The organism is Lacicoccus qingdaonensis, from assembly GCF_900101075.1.
Taxonomy (GTDB): Bacteria; Bacillota; Bacilli; order Staphylococcales; family Salinicoccaceae; genus Lacicoccus; species Lacicoccus qingdaonensis.
In genome coordinates this window covers 1-22,164 of the sequence record NZ_FNFY01000034.1, presented here as the reverse complement: position 1 = coordinate 22,164, position 22,164 = coordinate 1, and the positions used below count along the sequence as shown (strand labels likewise).

The 22,164-nt window shown below is 33.2% G+C and carries 12 protein-coding genes and 4 pseudogenes; 5 read left to right on the top strand and 11 right to left on the bottom strand.

Translation table 11 applies throughout. From position 1 onward, the window contains the following. A pseudogene (locus BLR15_RS12435) lies at positions 1-231 on the bottom strand (IS21 family transposase); the annotation flags it as partial. Between the two features lie 101 nt (positions 232-332). Here BLR15_RS12435 and BLR15_RS12430 point away from each other — a divergent pair. Continuing rightward, positions 333-950 (top strand): annotated as a pseudogene (locus BLR15_RS12430) (IS4 family transposase); the annotation flags it as partial. Between the two features lie 832 nt (positions 951-1,782). Here the strand turns inward: BLR15_RS12430 and BLR15_RS12425 are convergent. Both BLR15_RS12425 and BLR15_RS12420 read right to left on the bottom strand, forming a co-directional pair. Beyond that, positions 1,783-4,359: a glycosyltransferase gene (locus BLR15_RS12425; protein ID WP_092988001.1), complete on the bottom strand. Its 2,577-nt coding sequence runs from the start codon at positions 4,357-4,359 to the stop codon at positions 1,783-1,785. 12 nt (positions 4,360-4,371) lie between these two features. Beyond that, positions 4,372-4,902: a hypothetical protein gene (locus BLR15_RS12420; protein ID WP_092987999.1), complete on the bottom strand. Its 531-nt coding sequence runs from the start codon at positions 4,900-4,902 to the stop codon at positions 4,372-4,374. 749 nt (positions 4,903-5,651) lie between these two features. Here BLR15_RS12420 and BLR15_RS12415 point away from each other — a divergent pair. Continuing rightward, positions 5,652-6,950: an ATP-grasp domain-containing protein gene (locus tag BLR15_RS12415; protein WP_092987997.1), complete on the top strand. Its 1,299-nt coding sequence runs from the start codon at positions 5,652-5,654 to the stop codon at positions 6,948-6,950. A gap of 275 nt (positions 6,951-7,225) precedes the next feature. On the opposite strand, the gene BLR15_RS12410 is transcribed toward BLR15_RS12415, so the two are convergent. Continuing rightward, positions 7,226-8,416 carry an ATP-grasp domain-containing protein gene (locus BLR15_RS12410; RefSeq protein WP_092987995.1) on the bottom strand — a complete coding sequence of 397 codons (1,191 nt, stop codon included), beginning with the start codon at positions 8,414-8,416 and terminating at the stop codon, positions 7,226-7,228. A 167-nt stretch (positions 8,417-8,583) separates the two neighbouring features. On the opposite strand from BLR15_RS12410, the gene BLR15_RS14415 reads away from it, so the two are divergent. Further along, positions 8,584-8,715 (top strand): hypothetical protein, encoded by a 132-nt coding sequence (locus tag BLR15_RS14415; RefSeq protein WP_281182402.1) that lies wholly within the window; start codon positions 8,584-8,586, stop codon positions 8,713-8,715. 169 nt (positions 8,716-8,884) lie between these two features. Here BLR15_RS14415 and BLR15_RS12405 read toward each other — a convergent pair. Continuing rightward, positions 8,885-10,032: pseudogene (locus tag BLR15_RS12405) on the bottom strand (IS3 family transposase). 156 nt (positions 10,033-10,188) lie between these two features. On the opposite strand from BLR15_RS12405, the gene BLR15_RS12400 reads away from it, so the two are divergent. Continuing rightward, entirely contained in the window at positions 10,189-11,544 is a 1,356-nt protein-coding gene (locus tag BLR15_RS12400) for an IS1182 family transposase (protein ID WP_092987993.1), read from the top strand. Positions 11,545-11,915: 371 nt separating this feature from the next. Further along, positions 11,916-12,329, top strand: a complete 414-nt coding sequence (locus BLR15_RS12395) for a hypothetical protein (protein ID WP_092987991.1) — start codon at positions 11,916-11,918, stop codon at positions 12,327-12,329. 216 nt (positions 12,330-12,545) lie between these two features. Here the strand turns inward: BLR15_RS12395 and BLR15_RS12390 are convergent, their stop codons facing one another. The 6 genes and pseudogenes from BLR15_RS12390 to BLR15_RS14115 all read right to left on the bottom strand — a co-directional run. After that, complete coding sequence (locus BLR15_RS12390) at positions 12,546-13,601, bottom strand: ATP-grasp domain-containing protein (protein ID WP_092987989.1); 1,056 nt, start codon at positions 13,599-13,601, stop codon at positions 12,546-12,548. Positions 13,602-13,636: 35 nt separating this feature from the next. After that, positions 13,637-16,243 carry a glycosyltransferase gene (locus BLR15_RS12385; RefSeq protein WP_092987987.1) on the bottom strand — a complete coding sequence of 869 codons (2,607 nt, stop codon included), beginning with the start codon at positions 16,241-16,243 and terminating at the stop codon, positions 13,637-13,639. A gap of 32 nt (positions 16,244-16,275) precedes the next feature. Next, on the bottom strand, positions 16,276-17,370 hold the full coding sequence (locus tag BLR15_RS12380) for a TolC family protein (protein WP_092987985.1): 1,095 nt from the start codon (positions 17,368-17,370) through the stop codon (positions 16,276-16,278). A gap of 18 nt (positions 17,371-17,388) precedes the next feature. After that, complete coding sequence (locus BLR15_RS12375; RefSeq protein ID WP_245696797.1) at positions 17,389-19,023, bottom strand: heparinase II/III domain-containing protein; 1,635 nt, start codon at positions 19,021-19,023, stop codon at positions 17,389-17,391. A 140-nt stretch (positions 19,024-19,163) separates the two neighbouring features. Then, positions 19,164-21,770, bottom strand: coding sequence for a glycosyltransferase (locus BLR15_RS12370; RefSeq protein WP_092987981.1), 2,607 nt, complete (start codon positions 21,768-21,770; stop codon positions 19,164-19,166). A gap of 24 nt (positions 21,771-21,794) precedes the next feature. Further along, positions 21,795-22,164, bottom strand: a pseudogene (locus BLR15_RS14115) (hypothetical protein); the annotation flags it as partial.

The window sequence follows — 22,164 nt, the reverse complement described above, 5'->3', positions numbered from 1 at the left end:
ACTATACGCACTGCATTGAATCTCCAGTTTGTCATGGATGATCGGTTTAAATTCATCCAATTTACTCGGTCTGCTCATTCTTTTCTGCTCCTCTGTGTTTTGGCTTTCTGCCGCATAAGCTGCTTTCACCGTGCGATAGTCACACCCATACTGACGGGCTAATGCGGCAAAGTTGGGCTTGATACCATCGATCATAAATTTTTTGACTCCTTCACGTACGTCTTTCCTCATGAATATCCTCCTTAGATGTCATAAGAAAAGCATACAAAAAAATGTAGGTAAACCAACAATTTTAAATTGCCGATTTCCTACATTTTAATACTGCCATTTACATCATCACGCCGGCCAAAGCCCACGACCGGGGCCAGCTCGAAGTCATGGTTGATGATAAAGAATGCATGTATGTGTTCGACCGGGGCTATCTGGACTATGAACGGTTTGACCGGATGACCGATGCGGGTTACTTCTTTTTATCCCGACTGCGGAAAAATGCCACGGTCCGGGTTTTAGAAGACTTCAAACGGCCTAAGGCGTCCGCCGTGCTGTCCGATCAGATGGTGGTCATCGGCACACCGCAAAACCGTGCTGAAAATCTATTCCGCCTGCTCAAGGTCGAAGACTCGAAGGGCAACGTGCTGCATTTGATCACCAACCGCTTTGACTTGAGTGCCGAAGAGATTTCAGAGATGTATAAAGCCCGTTGGGCGATTGAACTATTTTTCAAATGGATGAAGCAGCATCTGCGCATCAAACAGTTCTACGGGCAGAGCGAATGGGCCATCCAGAACCAGGTGTTCATTGCCTTGATTGTATTTTGTCTGCATGTGCTGACCCAGATCGAAACAGAGAGCCAACGGAAAATCCTGCAGATCAGCCGATATCTCCGGGCCGCTTTATGGAAATCGCCCCATCTCTGGCGACGGAAGATTCAAGGCAGAGCCGGCCCCTAACACGCAAACGCACCTGTCACCCAAGCATAATTGTAAATAATTACCAAATGGATGGTGTCACCTTTATTCAGATCTTCACTTTTTTGTCGCTTTACAGAAAAGATGACTATCAGAAAATTGCGACACTATTTATGCAACGCTAGTGACTGTTGCTAAGTTTGTAAAAAGCATAAGGATGACAGAAATAAATCTGAGTCGTTGCCGCTAAATCCCTTTCCAGCGTCCTCAACTCTGACCCGTTATCGGATTTAATACCAATAAACAACCGAAAAACATCTTCACCTATCCATTCAGCCAATGAGGTTAATCGAATTCAATATGTCATCTGTATCTTCCTTGTCGACTTTAATCATGACTTCAAACTGTGTGTTTTACTTTTGACCAAAATGACAAATACTGAATCGTCTGATCTTTGAACCGACACCTGTATGATATTAATTTCCTAGCTCCCGAATTCTACTCAATTTTCAGTATGTTTAGGACGAGCTTCATTTGATGTCTCGAGACTTAGTTTATTCTCTCTGTCGTGTCACCCTGTTTTCTGGGTGCTCAGCTGACCGTCTCAAGCATGTCAATATTCTTGACACATATGATTACATAGAAAATTTTACTTTTATGGGGTTCACCATAGACAAACTCAATTAATGATCAATCGGGAACGATATAAATTGCTGATCTAGTTGATTAAAAAGTCAAACCAGTTAGTGATACTGACGTCACTAACTGGTTTTTTCGTATTTCTGACTAACTTCAACTCATGTAAGACATTAACCGTATGATTGCTTGGACTTCCAACGGTGTCCATCTATCCCTCAAGGTGTTTCTACCCACGCTAGAGATTACTTATTTTTAATCTACCCGCCTCTAGAAAACTTTGAGAATTATAACTCTTTCTGTATCTTACTTTTATCGATAATGAACTCTGCCCTGCAATTTCAATAACTTCGGGCTCATTTTTCAACCTACTAATACCTTTTGAAAAATTTTCTATATTATCATCAGAAAATATAAAACTAATTTTAATGACATTCTTCATACTGTAAAAACTATTAACGCTAATACTTCTAGACTTTGTGTCTGTGTTTCTAATAGTTATTATATAGTCCTGATTTTTACTGATTTTTTGATTAAGGGGTTTCACTATCCATTCCTGTTGACCAATATTGTTTATTTGCAGGTTATTAGATAAACGCATATCAAAGTCAATGTCTTGAATTTTAATGTTGCCATTTTCCTTAATTAATTTCCTTCTATCATTTAAAAATATTTCATCAAACAGTTTCGAATAACTTGATTTATCTAATTCTGATTTTAATTTAGTTTCATCTTTAAAATAGGAAGATTTTAGTTTGTACAGTTGAGGCGATTCCATATTTGACAATATACTATTTTCTTCAGTAATTGCTAATATTGGAGTCCCACTTCCTAGATAGTCACTCATTTTAGAAGGTAAATAGGGATTATTTAATTTCTGATTATTGACCTGAGTATCATTGACCAGAAGTATGTCATATTTAGTTGTTACATTTAAAAACTTTCCAAATGGCAGATAAGGATAAACGAATATCTGATTATCTTCTAGAAACTCTATATCATCATTTGTGAAGGCATCCAAATTTGTATATATATGAAGAGTGAAAAAATATTTGCCATTTTTGTTCAATGTATTAATTAATTTAATAAAATTATCATAATTCCTGTTGGAATAAAAATTACCAAAATAGGCTATATTGATTAAAGCTTCATCATTATTTATTTTTACATCTTCTAAGTAATAAAAATCTTTATCCAAGGTTGGATGTTCCTGAATCACAGATTTTTCTCTTATAAATTCTTTTTCTTTTTTAGTAAAGCGAGAAATCATATATTCTAATTGATTATTATTAGTAAATACTAAGTTATCTGCCAAAGCAAATGGTATCAGTTCAGATAAATTAAATAAATTATTATCTACATATTTACTGAAAGGACCTAACATACCATTTTTTAAAGATTCCACAAACATTTCATTTTGCATATCTGAATGTCTAATATTTGATTCTATATCAATTAGTAGCGGATCAGAAAATTCTGCTATCCATTTTATTTCTGGTTTAATTATTTTCATGAATAATGGGGGGATGTGAGAAATCGGGAACATCGCACGACTATATACGTTTCTATACTTATCCTCATTGTTTAAAAACGTTGAAAATGCTTTGTTCACATAGCTGTTCAAATAAAACATATTACTAAATGATGCTTGTGTATTAACTATTGTTTTTTCACCAACTAAAGGTTTTATCATATTATTCAATGAAGGTTCTTTATTTCTAATTTTATTCATATTATTTGAGACAACATCTACTACTTTATTATTTTGAATCAACCTTTTTGATATAACTGTAGCACTGGTATCACTATATGGAGGGAAACAGTATGAAACAATAAGAGTATCTCCGAACCCTCTATTAAGTATAGAATAATTAAAGTTTTGAAGCTGCATACATTCGATAGATTGTAAAATTTTATCTCGTTTAGACGGGTTTTCTATCAAGTAACGGTTCATAAATGAAATCTGTGCATTATATTTCGATTTGACAAAATTAACAATAGTGGGATTGATAACTTTGTTTAAAATTTGTTCTAAAATTTCTATTATTTCTAACCTTTGATATACTAAAAAATCATAAGTGGCTTCTTTTCTGGAAACAGAGTTTTCTCGAATTTTCCGATAATATATGGCATTTTCTTCAATTGGCACAACTTTTAATAATGGTCTACTATTAACAAAAAGCTCACAATAAAAAACAGTATCTTCACCACTGCGTAAATGCTCCCTAAATTCCTGCTGTATTAAAATTTCCTTAGGGATAACCTTACAAACCGTAATGGAAGCAATTTTATTTAAATCTGTCAAGTTGTAATTATTCATTTCTTGCGCTTTAATTATTTCTTTGTTCAATGAATTATCAGTATCTATCTCTCCACTTGTGTCGTCGTAAATCTGCGAAAAGCTTATAGTGTTGTCAGATATATATTTATAGTTAGCCTCTATAAAATTTTCAGACAGATAATCATCAATATCCAGAAATGTCACATGGCTGTATTTTGCATTTTTCATTCCTAAATTACGGGCTGAACTAGCACCTACTCGGTCATTGATCAATACTAAAATATCTAATCTTTCAATATAACTGCTATTCATAATTTCCAAATAATCTGAAGAATATTCACCATTCAACACAATTATCACTTCGAATTTTGCTTCAACAATTTTTTGTTCAACCAAACTATTCAAGCATGCAGCTATATATTCTTTACCTTTGTATACTGGAATTACTATGGAAATCCCTTTGCTAAGGTTTTGACTGGGAATTACATCTTTTTTTAACGTCCTTAGTTTAGTATGTAGTGTATTATAATTCATTAACTATACTCCCTATAATTTTTTCACAAAATTATTAACAGTTTCCATCTTAGTTTGTAGTAAATCAATTTGGTTTAAATATTTTCTATAATTTTTTAAAATAGTATTAGCATGATATAAAATTTCATGAACCATAGATTTTAATTCTATATCATTACTACTGTATTCAATTGCTTCTATTATTTTCACATTATTTTTTATTATAGCTTCATTAGTTTTTTTAACAAGATAAAAGTTAAATTCTATTTGTGTATCTTTCACTATTATATTTTTCATTATAGATTTGTTTATCAAAAACTTTAAATCTATCTTTTTAAACATTAGGTTAGAACAAATTAATGAAATATGTAAATGTTCAAAGTCAAGAATTCCTATATTATTTAAAATATCGACCTGCTCTTCAGTTGTTAGTGTTATTTCTAATTTCAAATTATTTTTATAATCTTTTTCGTTGATATCTTGTAAATTGAACTGATTAATATCATTGATTTTTAAAATTGAATGATTTTCAGGCAGTGAAAAATTGTTCAATATCTTTTCCATTTAACATCCCTCATAATTTAAAAATTACATTGCTAATATATCATACTAAGTATATTTTAACAGACTTTATTCATGAGATGAGAGTAATGATCATTAAAATTTATAGTACCATATATTTACCTGAATTATTCATACTTCCACAAAGTATATTAAACCACTACAAAGTTTGAATCATTAAACTCTTTATCTTGGTTGTCCTCATGTGAATGGGCTAAATTTAATTTATCATCATGCAAATATCCCAATCCATCTGCGTGTGTTTCTCATTTTAGACGGACTGCACCCTTGGTTTGACTATAGCATTTTGTAAATAAAGATATTATCACTTACCAAATATAGCTTCTGAATTCGATGGGGGTGAATCAAAGAAAGCAACATAGTGTAACGTTAGAGCACCGTGAGCATTTTGGAATCTATAATATGTAAATATGGAATTATTTCAAATAAAGTTACTTAGATTTACTTAATCAAATAGTTATGTGCTGATAATAATTGAACAACAACTTAAAACTATAATGTATTTGCCTCTTTTCAATAAAATAGTATAATAAGTTCGAAATGACGGATAATAGTGTGATAAAGGTTACAAAGCAACTTTAAATTTAATAATCAAAAGCTTGTTTTTTCAAATAAAGATATTGAACGAATAAATACTTTATTTCTGGATTAACCACGGATTAAAGATCTATTAAGTGTATGTATAAGTTATCAAATTTCAATAAAAATAAATTATATGGAGAGCTATACTTATGAATGAAGCAGAATTAAAAAATATTTTAGAGAAAATAATGATAAATAACCCTAATTCTTATCCCAAAGATGCATCTTCCGATTTACTAAAAGTAACTGAAAATGAATTGGTGGATATGGGTTATAAATATAAAAGAGTAAAGAGAAAATATAATAAAGGATACTTTTTAAATATATATGATGATGAAAATTTCCTTTTCAAATTTGTAAAAGGAAGTTACCCTAATAACTCTAAACTAGGCTGGAATATATGTAATGACAAATTATTAACTGAAAAATTTCTAAAAAAGGCGAATATCAAAACTCCAGATACTAAAATTTTTACAGAAGATGAATATGGTAAAGCTCTGGAACATATCAGATCCGATTCTAATATCAAATACGTGATTAAACCAACTAATTTAATGCAAGCTTTAGGTGCTTTCCTTGATGTTACGATCGAAAACTTTGAAACAAGCTGGCATGATTCCATAGCTATTCAAAAGAAATATAAAAGGAAGCAACCTAAAATTCTTGTACAAAATCAAATCAGTGGCCTGGAAGTTCGAATAAGTGTTATTGAAGGCAAAGTTACTACTGCTACTTTAAGAGGTCCAGCCTATATAATCGGTGATGGTAAAAATACAATTAAAGAATTGATTACTAAACGAAATGAAGAACGTAAATTAAATCCATTCTTAAGAACCAACCTAATTAAATTTAACGATGAACTTGATTATAATTTGGCGTATAGAAATAAAGATTTAAACACTGTTCTAAATAAGGATGAATACTTCATACTCTACCCCAGAACTGGAATAGCTCACGGTAGAGACATGTATGAAATTACTCATCTTATTAACCCTAATATTCTGCATCAGGCTTATGAAGCTACATTAGCAATTCCAGGAATACATACTGCGGGAGTTGATATAATTATAGAAGACTTAGATTCGCATGAGGGGACTGTTATTGAAGTAAATAAAACCCCTGCATTACAGCTGAATTATTATCCTGAGTATGGTGTCTCTCAGAGACCTTTATCATATATATTCAAAAGTCTTATACTTGAACATAAAATCTTAAATGATACTTTGCTTTTAGAAAACTTATCTGAAGAAGACTATAATATTATATCAACAAAATATAATTTCCTGTTCGAGAAAAATAAAAGATTGGAAAGTTTTCTCTTAAATTTAAATGACCCGTCCGAACATAAAAATAGCCATTCTGAGCTCACTTCCATCGGGTTCAAATATTTATATCATCATGGTAAAATGCTGGAACAATTCATTGGCGAACAAATAAATATCAAATAAGAAAAGATATGATCATGGTTGCATAATTTAGCGCTTCAAGTGGGCCGAGTCGGAATTTCTTTGTGAATACATGATAAATTTTATCCAATAGTTCCGGATCCCAAATAAGCTTGGTTATCGTATAATGGTCAAAAGAAGCACTCCTTCAGTCTGTTTATGGTTTTGTCGTGATTACCATTATACAAGATCTGAAGGGTGCTTCTTTATTACTCTCAAAACAGCTGAGAGACACGAGTTAAGAATTATGAAATCCACTCACGATAAATATAAATATACTATATACCATATATATCTTCTAGATTCTGACCATATTGAGTGATTAATTGCTTTCTTCTATGGAAAAACTTCATATATTTTTTCAGATATTCATCATAATCAGGGATTTCATATGGGTTTTTTGGTTCATTTAAATATTGATCTAAAGAAATCATCGATTCAAAATAGATTTTTGTTACATCGGTACCATTACCATATGTAGGTATAGTGGGGATCGACAATACTGGGTACGTGTTCACTTCCAGTAAGACTGGAAACTCATCATCAAATGATTTTATCATAATGTCTAATCCTGCTGTATATAAGCCAGGTATGGCAGCAGTGGTATTTAGAGCAAGCTCCTTAACGCTATTCGAAACGAAATCTGTAATATCCATAGTTTCTCCGCCATGTGCAATGTTGGATACAGAGTTTAACAATACAAGTTCGTCTTTATCCGGAATCGTTTTAAAGCTTCTATTTGATGACTTGAGATACTCATTAATTCTTTCATTTCTTTCAATAGGCATTCTTTTAAGAAATCCACATTTATTTCGATCCATATTCTTTGCTTCTATTAAATCCGATATGCTGCTGGAGCCATCACCTTGAATATATGGAGGAATTCTTACAACAGCTGAAGCAAATTCACCTTCCACAACCGTAACTCTACATTCAAATCCCTCAATATAGTCTTGAACTAGAATCTTCCGTTTATTTTTCTTTAATGCCTCTGAAGCTTTGCCCCAATTATAATCAAAGCGGTTTTTTGTAACATTTACTCTTACTCCTCTTCCAAAAGAAGAATCCAATGGTTTGATAACTACTGATTTATCAGAATGATTGAATGCATTTTTTTTTGCTATTTCTAAATCCGCGACATCATATGATTCAGATTCTGGAGTTTTTATGCCAAATCTTCTACAATATTGTTCTGTCATCAATTTATCTATGGTAATTTGTCTGCCAATATATGCGTTTGTTGGATAAATCGGATTCTTTATCGAACCTATTAATGAACCATCACTTCTCAACACATCTATTATTTTCAAATACTTTCTTTTTGTGTTCCTGATTTTATATTTAAAATGACTTCTTTTTAGAAATTCGGTATGGAAAGCAGCGGTTGCACTTGTCACATTCATAGGATAGTAATTCTTTTCACTGTAAGGATTATTGTTTAATAAATATTTTAAATCATTATCGTTCATGTCATCCCTCTTCTCATGAATTTTTTGAAAATTAATTTTATATAAATTTATAGATTTTGTTTTTAATTTCAATTTAGATATGTCACAATAATTACAGTAATCAAAGAATAAATGCTCATCTAAGTTTATAAAGTAGTTATAATATATTATCAACAAAGGAATGCAATATGAAAATTCAAAAAGAGACAATCGAAATAAATTATGAAAAATTAAGTTTAGAAATTATTTTAAAAGCAAACAATAATATCTTAAAGGTTTTAAAAGAAAATACAGCATTTTATTTTATACTAAATGAATGAATTTCATAATTCTAAGTCCATGTCTCCCAAGAGTTTTGAGAGTTGAAAAAAGAAGCACTGGATCTCTGTCAAGAATACGGACACATTAAATTGAGACGATTCTACTAATATGCAATATTTCTCTGTTCTATTTAATTTTTCCAAGACTTAAATTTGAAATTTGAGCGCATTAAGCATACCGTTTTTCGAATTCAATGGGTGACAGATAATCGAGATAAGAATGCACCCGTTCGTAGTTGTAGAAACTGACGATATACTCCAAAATACTCATGCTTGCAGCTGTTCTGGTGGCGTAATTTTCATGGTGGATCAGTTCTTTTTTGATGATGCTGTGAAAGGATTCAATGCATGCATTGTCGTAACAGTTGCCTTTGCGGCTCATACTGGTTGTGATACCGTGTTGCCGCAGTAAGGCTTGATAGTCCAAGGCGGCATACTGGCTGCCCCGGTCCGAGTGATGAATCAAGCCGGGTGTCGGTGCCTGTGTCTGAAATGCACGCCTCAGTGCGCGAATCACGAGATCTTTCGTCATCCTCTCCGACATCGCCCAGCCAATAACCCGTCGGGAATATAAATCCATCACAGTCGCCAGGTAGAGCCAGCCCGCTTTTGTCGGGACATAGGTGATGTCTGAGACCCAGACTGCGCCGCGCCGGCTGACTGTGAAGTTCTGATCCAACAGGTTCGGATACACCGGCAGATGATGTTTCGAATGCGTCGTGGCTTTATATTTCTTCACAGTTTTTGAGCGGATGCCCATCTCCTTCATGTAGCGCGTGACGGTCCGTTCAGAAATGACGTACCCATCCCGGCGCAGTATCGCTGTAATTTTCGGGCTGCCATACCGGGATTTGGACTGCTCATAGATCGCTCTGATCTGACGTTTCAGTTTTGCTTTACGTTGCTTCTGTGGCGGCCATTCACGGCCCAGCCACTCATAGAAGCCGCTCTTTGATACACCGAGGGTGTTGCACATCTTTGATACACGGAATTCGTGCCGGTGCTCTGCGATGAAGGTATAGATTACCTCTGGTCGTTGGTAAAGATGCGCATGGCCTTTTTTAATATCTTATTCTCTTCCTCCAGATCCCTCAGCCGTTTCTGTAAATCTTTCTCCGACTGTTTCTCTGCACTCAAATTGCCACTGCCCACAAATGCATCTGTACCCTTATCCCTGTACTGATCGACCCAGTTGGCTACTGTACTTTTTGGGATTTCCATCTCGCGCGCCACATCCGCTTTAGATTTTCCCTGGTCGATGACTAAGCTCACTGCTTCTTCCTTGATCTGTTTCTCATAGTTTCTGCCTCTGGCCATTGTCATGAACACCTTTCGTAAATTGTATATGATACCATTGTATCTCTTTTTGTCTCAATTTACCGTGTCCGTTTTCTAGTCTAACTTCACACCTCCCCAAATCTTGTATAATGGTAATAACGACAAAACCATAAAAAGACTGAAGGAGCGCTTCTTATGACCATTATACGACAACCAAGTTTATTTGGCATCCAAGAATTATATGAAATGGAACCTACCCAGAAATATGATGCCATTATTTCAGCGATAGATTTGGATAAAATTTATCACGCAGTAACGAAAAAGTCCCGACTTGGTGCACCTGAAGCGCTGAACTATGCTGCCATGATTATTTCTATTTTTGTTAGATATGTTGAACGTATCCCGATGATAAAAGATCTTATTCAACGCCTTAAAGATGATATCGCTTTTAAATTGAATTGCGGGTTTCTTATTTCTGATACGATACCTTCTGAATCCTCTTACTCACGACTCGTGACGAAGTTGGAAGAATCCAATATCTTGGAACAAGAGCTGGAAAAAGTCGTTCTTCAAGCAATCGAAGAAGGTTTCATCACAGATGATACTGTCGCAATTGATGCCACTCATTTTGAAGCACGTGATCAGGCGCCACAAAAAGAAGAGAAGCCAAAACCTGAACCAAAAAAGCGTGGTCGCAAATCCAAAGAAGAGCGTGACGAATGGCTAAAAGAACAGGCAGAGAAGGAAGCAAATTCACCCCTCTATGAAAAGAAAATCGAAGTTCAATTAGACACACCTCTAGATGAATTACGAGCTGAAATTCCTTTAGACCCGAAGTGGGGCGTGAAAAAGAATTCAGAAGGAAAAAATGTTTATTGGTTTGGCTATAAAGGCCATTTGGCCGTTGGTACATCCAGTCAATATATTCTTCAAGCGGCCTTCTCTTCCGGCAATTTAAATGATGGTAAGATGGCTATCCCTTTGCTGAAAGGAATACATGAGAATTTATTTCTGCCATCATTGGCTTATCAAACAATGGATGCCGGCTATGATTTCGAACCAATATACGAGCAGATACATCGAATGGAACAACGTTCAATCATTGCATATAACCAGCGCAATGAAGGGGAACCAATCGGCTTTGATCAACATTTTGCCCCGACCTGTTTCAGAGAGCATTCTTATCGTTACGACAGTTTTGATGCCAAATATGGAACCCTAAAATATACAAGACCAAAAGAATGTAGTGATTGTCCTTTGGCAAACGAAGGCATCTGTCAAAAGGTTTTCAAAATGAAAATAACAACAGATCTCAGGAAATATTCCGCACCAGCTCGTGGATCTTTGGCGTGGAAAAACATTTTCAAACGCCGCACTGCGGTGGAAAGAGTCAATGCATACCTTAAGGAGTTCTTTCAACTAAACAATGTTCGTTATCGTACCGGGAAACGTGCAAAAATTCATTTTTACATGGTTACACTCGTCTACAATGCATCAAAATTAGCTGCAGACCGTATCAATGTACAATTAAATCAACAACAAGCTGCATGACGCTTATTTTTTAAAAGCACTTTAGAAATTCTGTAAGTCTTTGCGTTTTTAAAAAGAGCAATTATGAAATTGATTCAAATATTAAAGAAAAAAATGATAAATTAGTTGTTTTCTCAAACGGTGCAGTTGATTTTTCCAAAAAAAGACCCCCTGTTTTTCAAAGAAGCTCGTGGCATAGCGACATAAATGCAAATTGCATTTATGTTGATGACCCAACTATTCATAATTCCAATTTAACCATTGGATGGGGTATTGGAGAAGATGAACATCATTATTTAACAAGTATAAATCAAATTATCACAACCATATCAAAATTACTTGAAATAAATAATACAAATATCATTTACTATGGATCTTCAGCTGGGGGTACAATGTCAATCATGCTAGCAACAATGCACATAGGTTCTAAAGCATTAGTAAATAATCCTCAAGCTTTTACTGAATTATATTTTGATGGAAAAGTAGTCGAGAAGATTTTAAATAAGAATTTCCCCGGCAATAACTTTTATGACGTGACTGAAAAATACCCTGAAAGATTTTCCATAACAGAATGTTTCAAAAAACATAATCACATACCAAAAACTTTATATGTTTTTAATGGTTCATCCTACACAGATTATGATAAACAATACACGCATTTGATAAAAAAGGTGACCTCGGAAGACATTGATTTATCTAATATAGAGTTCTTAATCTACCATGATAAGAAATTGAAACATGGACCATTATCAAAAGATAAAACAGTCCATTTAATAAACAGCAGGCTGGTCTATGATGATCTTTAACTAATATGGATGTTCATCCTGACCGAGATTTCCTTCTTCGATTATTATATTTAAAGCATAGTTATTATCAATACAATGTGAAATTTCCCGGTTCATATTCAGCTAATTATATTATCAAAGTGAATACAGGCTTGATAGCATGTATTCACTTTGATAATGTGTTGTGAGCATCAGGTATCTCTACTTCCGTTTAGCAGCCACACATGTTCTGTTGCATCACAGATTTTTCTTACTAAAGTCTCCAAGTAAGTCATCCACCAAATCAAAAATTGAACGTTTCGGTGTACCTTTCCATGGATAATGATGCATTCTTAAGTTTGCTCCGGGGTTTATCTCGAGAACTGTGGAATTCTCATCCTCAAAATGTGTGAACATAATATCTACACCACCAGTATTTACACCAGGAATAGCCTGAATTGCCTCTTCTGCCTGCTGTTTAAGTTTATCTCCCACTAAATGACTGATTTCATAACTATCCCCACCCAATGATATATTGGATGAATGGTGCAGGAACAACACTCTATTTTTATCGAGTACTTGATTAAATCGAATATTTTCTTTTTCAAGGTTATGTTTAACAGTATCATTTACCTTTAAAGGTAATCTTTTAAGGTGCGGATTAGATATTCTCATTTTATTCTTTCTTTCAATCAATTCACTCACTGTATGAATGCCGTCACCTATAATATTAGTCGGCACTCTTAATATTACAGAATTAAATTTACCTTCAATCACTAAAAATCTTGCTTCTATGCCTGGAACCATGTTTTGAATGATAATTTTTTGAGTTTTATTAGATCCTTCATATGATTTTTTTGCTAATGACCACGCAAAGTCAAAATTATCTTTATCAACATTAATAGAAACGCCGCTTCCAGCACTTTGATTAAAGGGTTTGATCACCAACAAACCATCTTGATTATCAACATAATTTTTTGCTATTTCATAATCTTCAATTTGAAACGATTGAGAGTTTGTAGTATTTATATTTTTTAATTTCAAATATTTTTCTGCTTCTAATTTATCATTTGAAATCTTTAACCCTTCACCAGTAGTTGTTGATGGTCTCTGCCCTCTAATTGATCCGAAAGGTTTTTTATTGTAATACAATCTAATCTTATTTGGACTGATCCTGGCAACGGTACAGCCTTGAATACTTTTTACATATGATGCAGCCATACCTATCGTACCAGCCTTACTGTCTCTATACTTGTTTACTTTTAAATCGCTTAACTCATTTATAAGCAATGATTCTAGAATATTGAAATCCATAAGCTCACCATTCTTTATTAAATAACTGAATTATATTAAAATATACGATTCCTCACCTTATTTAAATATTCTTCCACTTCCACTTCATATTTTGGATTAAACTCCCCATATAAATTAATAATATCTAAAAATCTTTTCTCTGCTTCCGGCTTATCTTCTTCAGCTACTCTTTCCAATCTGGGGATATACCATTTGCGGACATAGAAGCTCAATCTCTCCTCTAGGTAGACTTCCAGTAAACCGTACTTCTTTAAGAACGGAATTCGTTCCAGTTCAAGTTTATAATACTTATCAAAGAAGGTTTTCGAAACCGTGTTGGTCACACTTCCTGCAACCGCCGCATAATAAACATGGATGAACTTGTTCAACCCCTGTATATTATTTGTATTCAATACAAGCTCCTGGAAGAACATGGTATCCTGACCTGCTGCTCCTTCTACCATAATTAAATCATTATCTATTATGATATTTTTCTTAACAATCAGAGCCTGTATACTCTGTACCCTCATAGCAGCTCTGATCATATAGTCTTTCGGATCATTTATAAAGAGTCTGTCAAAGTTGTACTTCTTAATTGTTCCAGTATATTTTCCCGCCGTTCTTTTATTATTATCTTCTTTAATGATATTACCTACTACCATATCTACATCTTGATTTTTTATCACTTCAAGCATTTGATGGAAACCGTCACCTGTTGCCTCATTATCCGGATCAAGATAAGTGATGAAGTCAGTGGTAGCTATACGGACACCTTTATTCCTTGGTCTGGAAGCACTGCCTGAACCGTCAGGATATTCATAATAGACAATGTCCGGATGTCTTCTAAGAAGCCGGTTGATAATCTTAATCGTTGTATCATCAGTACTCCCGTCATTAACAAATATAATTTCCATTTTGTCAAAACTGCTTGAGCGCTTCAGACTGGCAAAACATTTCTCTTCTAAATATGTGCCATTATTATGTATAGGCACAATCACACTCAAGTCTTTTTCAGACTGCATGTTTTCCATCTTTTTATCGTAGTCTGCTTTAGACAGTATTTCTACTTCATCGAGATTATAACCATTGGTCAATTGATTTATATCATCCAAATCGATAATGGCATCAACATCTATCATCACTTTTGAAAAATTAGATATTTCATCAGTATAGTTATGAGCTTCAATCTCATTATTCTTAGTTACAAAATCCACATCTGTATACTTGAATGCTGAAATCAAATCCTCAAGATAATACTCTTCATAAATATATTCACTGTTAAAGAAAGTGACAAAATCAAAATTTTTAAGTTTTTCGAGAGTCAGTTCTGATTTATAAATATAATCACACGTCTCATATATCTGTCTGTCAAAATGCTCTTTAACAGATTCATTTTCCAGCACAACTAATATATTTTTTTTGATTTCCGGTGTTTTCAAGCCGACATCTTTTGCCAGTTTTAAAATTCTGTGGAAAGTTGTATGATCTTTCATTACTGATCTGATACCTTTTGCCTGTAGTTCTTTCAAGTCCTTCTCCTGAGTATTATATATCACTTTAAAATCATCCGGTGCATTGATTAATCGCACATTCGGAAAAATATTATTAATACCTGTATTATAATTGGACAAGAGTAAATTACCAAAGGCCTGCAATTCATATACTCTGTTTGCAAACATCGTATCCGAGTATTTAACAGAATTCATGTTAATACTCCATCTGAATATTTTATGAAGCTTCATTAAAAAATCATGATTTACCGGCGGTGTAATATATGGTATATAATCTTCCGGAAATTGATATCTTGGATCCTTCAATTCCAAATTACGATCAATGATTGTTAAAGGGGCTTCTTCTTCAATGATTGAATTAAACAATCTGCTTGTTTCAGTCATCCGTACTGGATATTTTGACAACCAGCTTCCTGCGAACAGAATTTCATTTTTATACTTTTCAGCATATTTTGTCCTTGTTCCAACCGGGTTATGTATATGAGGGTTCACGCCAAATTGAAGTACATCTACATTATCATTTTCAGTATACTTCTTATAAGTATCAACAACCTCACTTGCTGATGTATACACGTATTTACAATGTTTAGCAAGACTTTTAAAAAGGTTATAGTTCACTGGATCCTCTTTGGAATAAAAAATAGTAGGAATTCCTCTGTCATTATACTCCTCAGCCAGCATAATCATCTGGCGCCGTATCGGTCCATTGGCTGTGGAAGCTCCAACCCAGCTTTGATCAATACCTCTCCATGTTGTTGCAAAAATGACGAAATCATAATCTTTATAGTTTTCTCTTTCATGTCTTGATATATATTCTACTTTTGCAACATCTTTAAATGAATTATACAGAAATTCATCCGCAATAATTCCTATATGCAAATCCAATTTTTTAAAAATCCTGCTGCCGTTACTTACTGGTATCTCATCAATGATATCTTTAAATTTATCAAGAGCCTGCTCTCGTTTTAAATCTTTTATTTTCATATAGTAAAAAGGGTCCGTATCCTGCTTGAATAAAAAGTTGGGACTATACTCATGAATGTTTATACTTGGATTTAAAGTGTTTGCCATATCATTGAGCGTCTGCTCAAAATTATCATCTATTTCATTTTTATATTTGTTCAGCTGCTCTTTCAATTCATTTCTTTCCACAGTGTTCACCTCATTTTACTCAAAAAAAGTATTTACTTGTTTTTATCACGTAATGCTTTATATTTCTGATTTAAATTTTCCAGTTTTTCTTCGACTACCTGCATACGTGATTTATATTTGTCCCTTTGTGCCTCTACTCTTTCTTTATAATCTATTTGATGATCTAGACGTTTTTGAGCAAGTTTATAATTATTCTCTGCTGTTCTGAGCTGACGCTTTAAATCCAGGTTTTCACTCTTATATGTGTTGACTTCCTCAGCGAGTTCATCAGCATCATTTTTAGAATTTCTTCTCACTGCATTCAAGAAATCAGAGTTGCCTTTTTTACCGCTCAAATAATTCTTCGCAGATAAAACTGATTTCACCATCTCTTTAGATTTTTCTCTTTCAACTTGAACACTGTGAAAAATATCTTCCATAATTTTCTGTGCTTCAGATTTATGATTGATTTTCAATTCCGGTATATTTATATTTTTTAATTGTGAACTACTCATCCAGTAAAAGGCTTTTTTAACCTTTACTTTGGCTATTTGATTAGTAGGAAAAATTGAAACTAATTCAGCATCTGAAATGTCCGGCAGTTCAACCACAGGTTTTGTAAGATTACTGATCATATATACTTCCGGTGCCTCTGCAAAGTTTCTTTCAGATAATGGCAAATGGATATCGAATAATGGATCTAAATGGCTTTCATGATGAAAGCCATGAAACTTATTCTTCAGGAAAACACTGTAGTAGTTTTCACCTTTATAATTAACTTGTGATTTAACAGTTAACAGCTTCCCTTTGAAATGGGAGATAAAATCTTTATCTATATTCATTTTTTGATTTAATTCATTTGTCTGGAAGTTCTCTTCTATAACTTGAAAATGCATTGGTTTAAATCTGTACACAGGTACCGAATCCTTAAGACTAATCCACCCTATTTCCTTATCCTCATACTGTATCAAATGCTTTACACCATCATCCGTCTCTTTTTGAATTACTGAAGTCACCACAGAGAATAAATAATCATCGACATTTTCCAGGTCAGCTTCAAAGTAAGGACTTTTACTGAATTTTTTTTCGTTGTCTTCTACCAGTATAAATTGTTTGGAATATTTGTAGTTACTAATTATGTCATTCATGACAAAGCCTCTTTTCAACTAAATATATATGTGAAATTCTTTTTCATTAAATTGTACTTCGAGTATCGAATTTTTCAATTTTAAATTTAAATTATTAATTGATATTTCATCATAGACTGCTGTTAAAAATGCGTTCATTTTGTTTGTTGCATTTTCAAATTTCAACTGTTTAGTTTCTTCGACCTTGGCGAAGCCTGAAGTGTTAACAGCAACAGGTTTTTCTTTATCGCCTTCTATAATTTCAAAAGCAGATATCTCATTAAATTGTTTGAGATTCAACGTAGTGTCATTCACCGTCAATTTTTTTATGTCATCATTTTGAACTGTAACATTAGAAGCAAGATTGAACTTCTGAGTTAATTTTAAATCATGTTTTCTATCAGTTTCTAAATTATCTACCAGGATGAATAATGGTTGATTCTTAAACTGAATCACATGTCTGGTAAGCTTCGCGCTACTGCCATCATAATCATTATTATAACCTTTCACAATTGTAAATGTGTCATTCTCATAATAATTTTCCAATGAAATTTTTCTAGTAAATCTATTTTCATTTTTAATTGTGTAGTCAAATTCAGTCATATAATATCCGCTGTGTGCTTCTCTTGAAGTTATATATTTTCTCGTCTTATTACGTGTATAACTGTATTTACCAGGATCGACAAAGAAATCTTCATTGTTATAATTCAGTGTAATGCTTAAATCATCTTTGTGCTTGTGGACTCTGGAACTGTATCCACAAATAAATGTTAAGAAAAAAGGAACAGGTTTGGCATGTTGTATAATTGTGATACCAGCCGTTATGTCATATATATTTTTATATCTTTTTGGAACTCTCTGAAGCTCTGAGCCCGAATCACCTATGTTGGCAAGTCTTTTATCCGGTCTGGATATGTATGATGGATACTTTTTGGCCAACTTAAGATATTCTTTTACTGTAACACCCAGTGAATCGTCTCTATGATTCAAATATTTTTCAATATCTGTATACATCCTGACAACCATATTATGATATTGGGGAGAATTTTCTAAATGTATCCCCTGTGGACTGAAAGAGTACCAAAATGTGTTTACAGCCCTGGATTTCCCTTTTTCTTTGTATAGATCATCATTTAAAATATTTCCGAGAATCATAAGTGAACGATCCATCATCAAACCATGATTGTTATGATTGTAAATATTATCATCCACCATAACATCTCCATGTTTATGCAGTAATTCATCGAACATATCATAATTTATATCTCGTTCAAGTTGCTGGGCAAGGTACAGATATTGAATAATGACCTGCGTCCTGTTTGCCGTTGTATGGTCATACCATACCATCTTATGAACGTCTTCCTTTTTTGAATAATCAATCCAGGAAAGGATAATTTCCTCCGATTTATTAAAATATTCGATTTCTTCAGTTTTTTCATAATGATTCATAAGTTCAGCGCATACTCTCAGCGTGTGAATATATAAAATATAACTATTTCCATACTTCTGACTTTTAGATTCACTCCACATGTTTTCGTTAAAATTAGTTGAATCAAAACCGGGGAATGGAACGATCACATTTTTCAATGCGCTATTTGCGATTGATTCAGTCCGCTTCTTACCATGATTTAGTAATTTAAAAACATCTATATCTTTGATTTTTATAGTTTTCAAGATATTTCCACCTTTTAATGTTTAAAATAGTTCTTCACATTTTTATTATATCAAACTATTTTTGATATATTATATACAGTCAACAAATTTAAAGGAGAAAGACTATTTTTTGCTTTCTCCTTTAAATATTCTATATGATATTAGTATCTGACTTCTTCCTTCAACGATTGCAAAGCATTTTCCAATTCAGAATCATATTCTGGTCCATACTCCTCATATAAACCGATTATATCTAAAAACTTTCTAATCGCCTCTTCCCTATGCTCAGGCGCCACTTTTTCCAACCTTGTAAGATACCACTGTTTTACATAAGGGTTGAATCTCACTTCTAAATAAGTATCCATTAACCCATATTTCTTTAAATAAGGAATTCGTTCTAATTCCAGCTTATAATATTTTTCAAAGAACTTAGGTGAAATTGTATTAGTGACACTGCCTGTGACAGCAGCATAATATATGTGTATATACTTATTTGTTCCTAATAATGATTTAGAATTCAATACAAGTTCCTGATAGAACATTGTATCCTGTCCTGCTGCGCCTTCAACCATGATTAAATCATTATCAATAATTACAGACTTTCTAACAATGACTGCCTGAATACTCTGTACCCTCATATCAGATCGAATTAAAAAATCTTTCGGGTCGGACACGAACATTTTACCTTTGTTATTTCTTTTTAAAATGTCAGTATACTTTCCGCCGATACGCCTGTGGCTGTCTTCTTTAACAATATTTCCGACTACCATATCTACACCCTGGTCCTGTATTAAGTTCAATAAGTAATGGTAACCGTCACCTGTGGCTTCATTATCCGGATCCAGATATGTGATATATTCAGTAGTCGCTGCACGAACTCCCTGATTTCTCGGTTTTGAGGCACTGCCTGAACCTGCCTCGTTTTCGATATAAACAATATCGGGATGTCTTCTTCTTAATCTACTGATAATTTTCAACGTGGTTTCATCAGTACTGCCATCATTTATAAAAATGATTTCCATTTTATCAAAACTGCTTGACCGTTTCAGGCTTGCAAAACACTTCTCTTCCAAATAAGTTCCATTATTATGAATGGGTACAATCACGCTGAGTTTCTTTTCGGTATGAACTTCCTGTTCTTTTACCATAGCCTGATCTATAATCTCAACATCATCAAGGTTATATCCGGTGGTTAAATCCCGTAGTTTATCGATTCCATTGAATGATCGTGCATCAATCATTGTTTTATATTTATCAACAAATTTTCCTGTATAATTGTGAAACTCTTCTTCAGTATTTTTAGTGACAAAATCCACGTCCGTATACTTAAATCCACTCAACATATCTTCCAGATAATACTCTTCATATAAAAATTCATCATTGAAAAATGTAATGTATCCATATTCTTTTATATCAAAATTATCCAGTTCTTCTAATGTTACATAATTTTTGTTCTCATAAATTTGTCTCTCGAAGTTATCTATATTTTCTTTTGATTCATTATTTAATACAATAAGTACTCTATCATTATCCTCTTCTAAATAAAGTCCAATTCTGGAGGCTATTTGTCTGATTCTGTCGTAGGATGTATGTTCTTTAAATACATTTCTTATCCCTTTAGCCTGTAAGTCTTTTAAATCATTATCAGATGTATTATAAATAACCTTAAAATCTTCCCCGGTATTAACTATGCGTACATTTGGAAACAGATTGTTAATACCGGTATTATAATTTGATAATAAAATATTGCCAAAAGCCTGCAATTCATATACTCGATTTGCAAACATTGTTTCTGAATATTTTACTGAGTTCATATTAATACTCCATCTGATAACTTTATGAAGTTTCATCAAGTCATCATGAGGAAGAGGCGGAGCCATGTTACCCAGGTATTTTGATGGGAACTGATACCTTGGGTTTTCCAGTCTCAAATTGCGGTCTATTATTGTAAATGGTGCTTTCTCTCTTAATATAGCATCAAATAACTTTTTGGTTTCACTCATTCTCACCGGGTACTTTGACAGCCAGCTTCCAGCAAATAAGATGTGGTCTTTGAATTGACTTGCATATTTTGTTCTTGAACCTACGGGATTATGTATTTTAGGATTAATTCCAAACTGTAATACTTCCACATTATCATTGCCGGTATACTCACGATAGTTTTTTACTGATTCCAAAGCTGTAGTAAAAATATATTTACAATTTTTAGCCAGTGATTTAAATAAATGAAAATTCACAGGGTCCTCTTTTGAGTAAAAGACGGTTGGAATATCCATATCGTTAAATTGATCTACCAATGATTCCATTTCTTTACGTTTTTCATTGTTTGGATGTCCAGCCCCCTCCCAGGATCCATCTATACCTTTCCAGGTGGTCGCAAATATAACAAAATCATATTTTTTTATGTGGGGATTATTTCTCGAAATATATTCTAAATTGACTACATCCATAAAAGCATTATATAAAAATTCGTCAGATATTATACCGACATGTAAATCGAGCTTTTTATAAAATCGGCTGCCATTACTTTCAGGAATTTTCTTCAATGCAGGTAAGAATTTATTCAATGCAAATTCACGACCCATTTCATCGAATTTCATTGAGTAAAATGGATCGGCGCTAACCCTCTTTGAGTATGTTCGACTGTATTCATTTGCCATGATTGAGGGATCCAGGTCATTTATCATTTGATTTAAAGTCATTGAGAAATTACCGCTGATTTTCTTATGGTAATCATCAAGCTTTTTTTCAAGTTTTTTACTATCCATGTTTTAAAACCTTCTTTCAAAAAATTAATCTTCTGAATCATTTTTCTGCAGAAATTTTTTCATTCTTTCTTCGACAAGGTTCATTCTATTTTTATACTTATCTTTTTGTAACTCAAGTCTTTCATTATAATCTTTTTGATGCTCAAGCCTTTTCTCACTCAATTTATTAGAGTTTTCAAGTTTATTTATACTTCTTTTCAACTCGAGAATTTCATTTTTCAATTCTTTATTCTCTTCTTTTATTTTTATATCACGTTGTTCTGTTACCGGTTTGTCCTTCTTTAGCATCTTTAGTTCAGTTTCTAATTTTAAAATTGTATTCTGGAACTCTTCATTTCTTTTTTTTGCATTCTTAAAAGATGACTCCAGGCGCTTTATCCGGAAGTCTTTTTCT

Excerpts from the sequence above, each read along its gene's own strand:
- BLR15_RS12425 (WP_092988001.1), bottom strand. The coding sequence starts at position 4,359 with ATGAATTATAATACACTACATACTAAACTAAGGACGTTAAAAAAAGAT.
- BLR15_RS12420 (WP_092987999.1), bottom strand. The coding sequence starts at position 4,902 with ATGGAAAAGATATTGAACAATTTTTCACTGCCTGAAAATCATTCAATT.
- BLR15_RS12415 (WP_092987997.1), top strand. The coding sequence starts at position 5,652 with ATGAATGAAGCAGAATTAAAAAATATTTTAGAGAAAATAATGATAAAT.
- BLR15_RS12410 (WP_092987995.1), bottom strand. The coding sequence starts at position 8,416 with ATGAACGATAATGATTTAAAATATTTATTAAACAATAATCCTTACAGT.
- BLR15_RS14415 (WP_281182402.1), top strand. The coding sequence starts at position 8,584 with ATGAAAATTCAAAAAGAGACAATCGAAATAAATTATGAAAAATTAAGT.
- BLR15_RS12400 (WP_092987993.1), top strand. The coding sequence starts at position 10,189 with ATGACCATTATACGACAACCAAGTTTATTTGGCATCCAAGAATTATAT.
- BLR15_RS12395 (WP_092987991.1), top strand. The coding sequence starts at position 11,916 with ATGTCAATCATGCTAGCAACAATGCACATAGGTTCTAAAGCATTAGTA.
- BLR15_RS12390 (WP_092987989.1), bottom strand. The coding sequence starts at position 13,601 with ATGGATTTCAATATTCTAGAATCATTGCTTATAAATGAGTTAAGCGAT.
- BLR15_RS12380 (WP_092987985.1), bottom strand. The coding sequence starts at position 17,370 with ATGAATGACATAATTAGTAACTACAAATATTCCAAACAATTTATACTG.
- BLR15_RS12370 (WP_092987981.1), bottom strand. The coding sequence starts at position 21,770 with ATGGATAGTAAAAAACTTGAAAAAAAGCTTGATGATTACCATAAGAAA.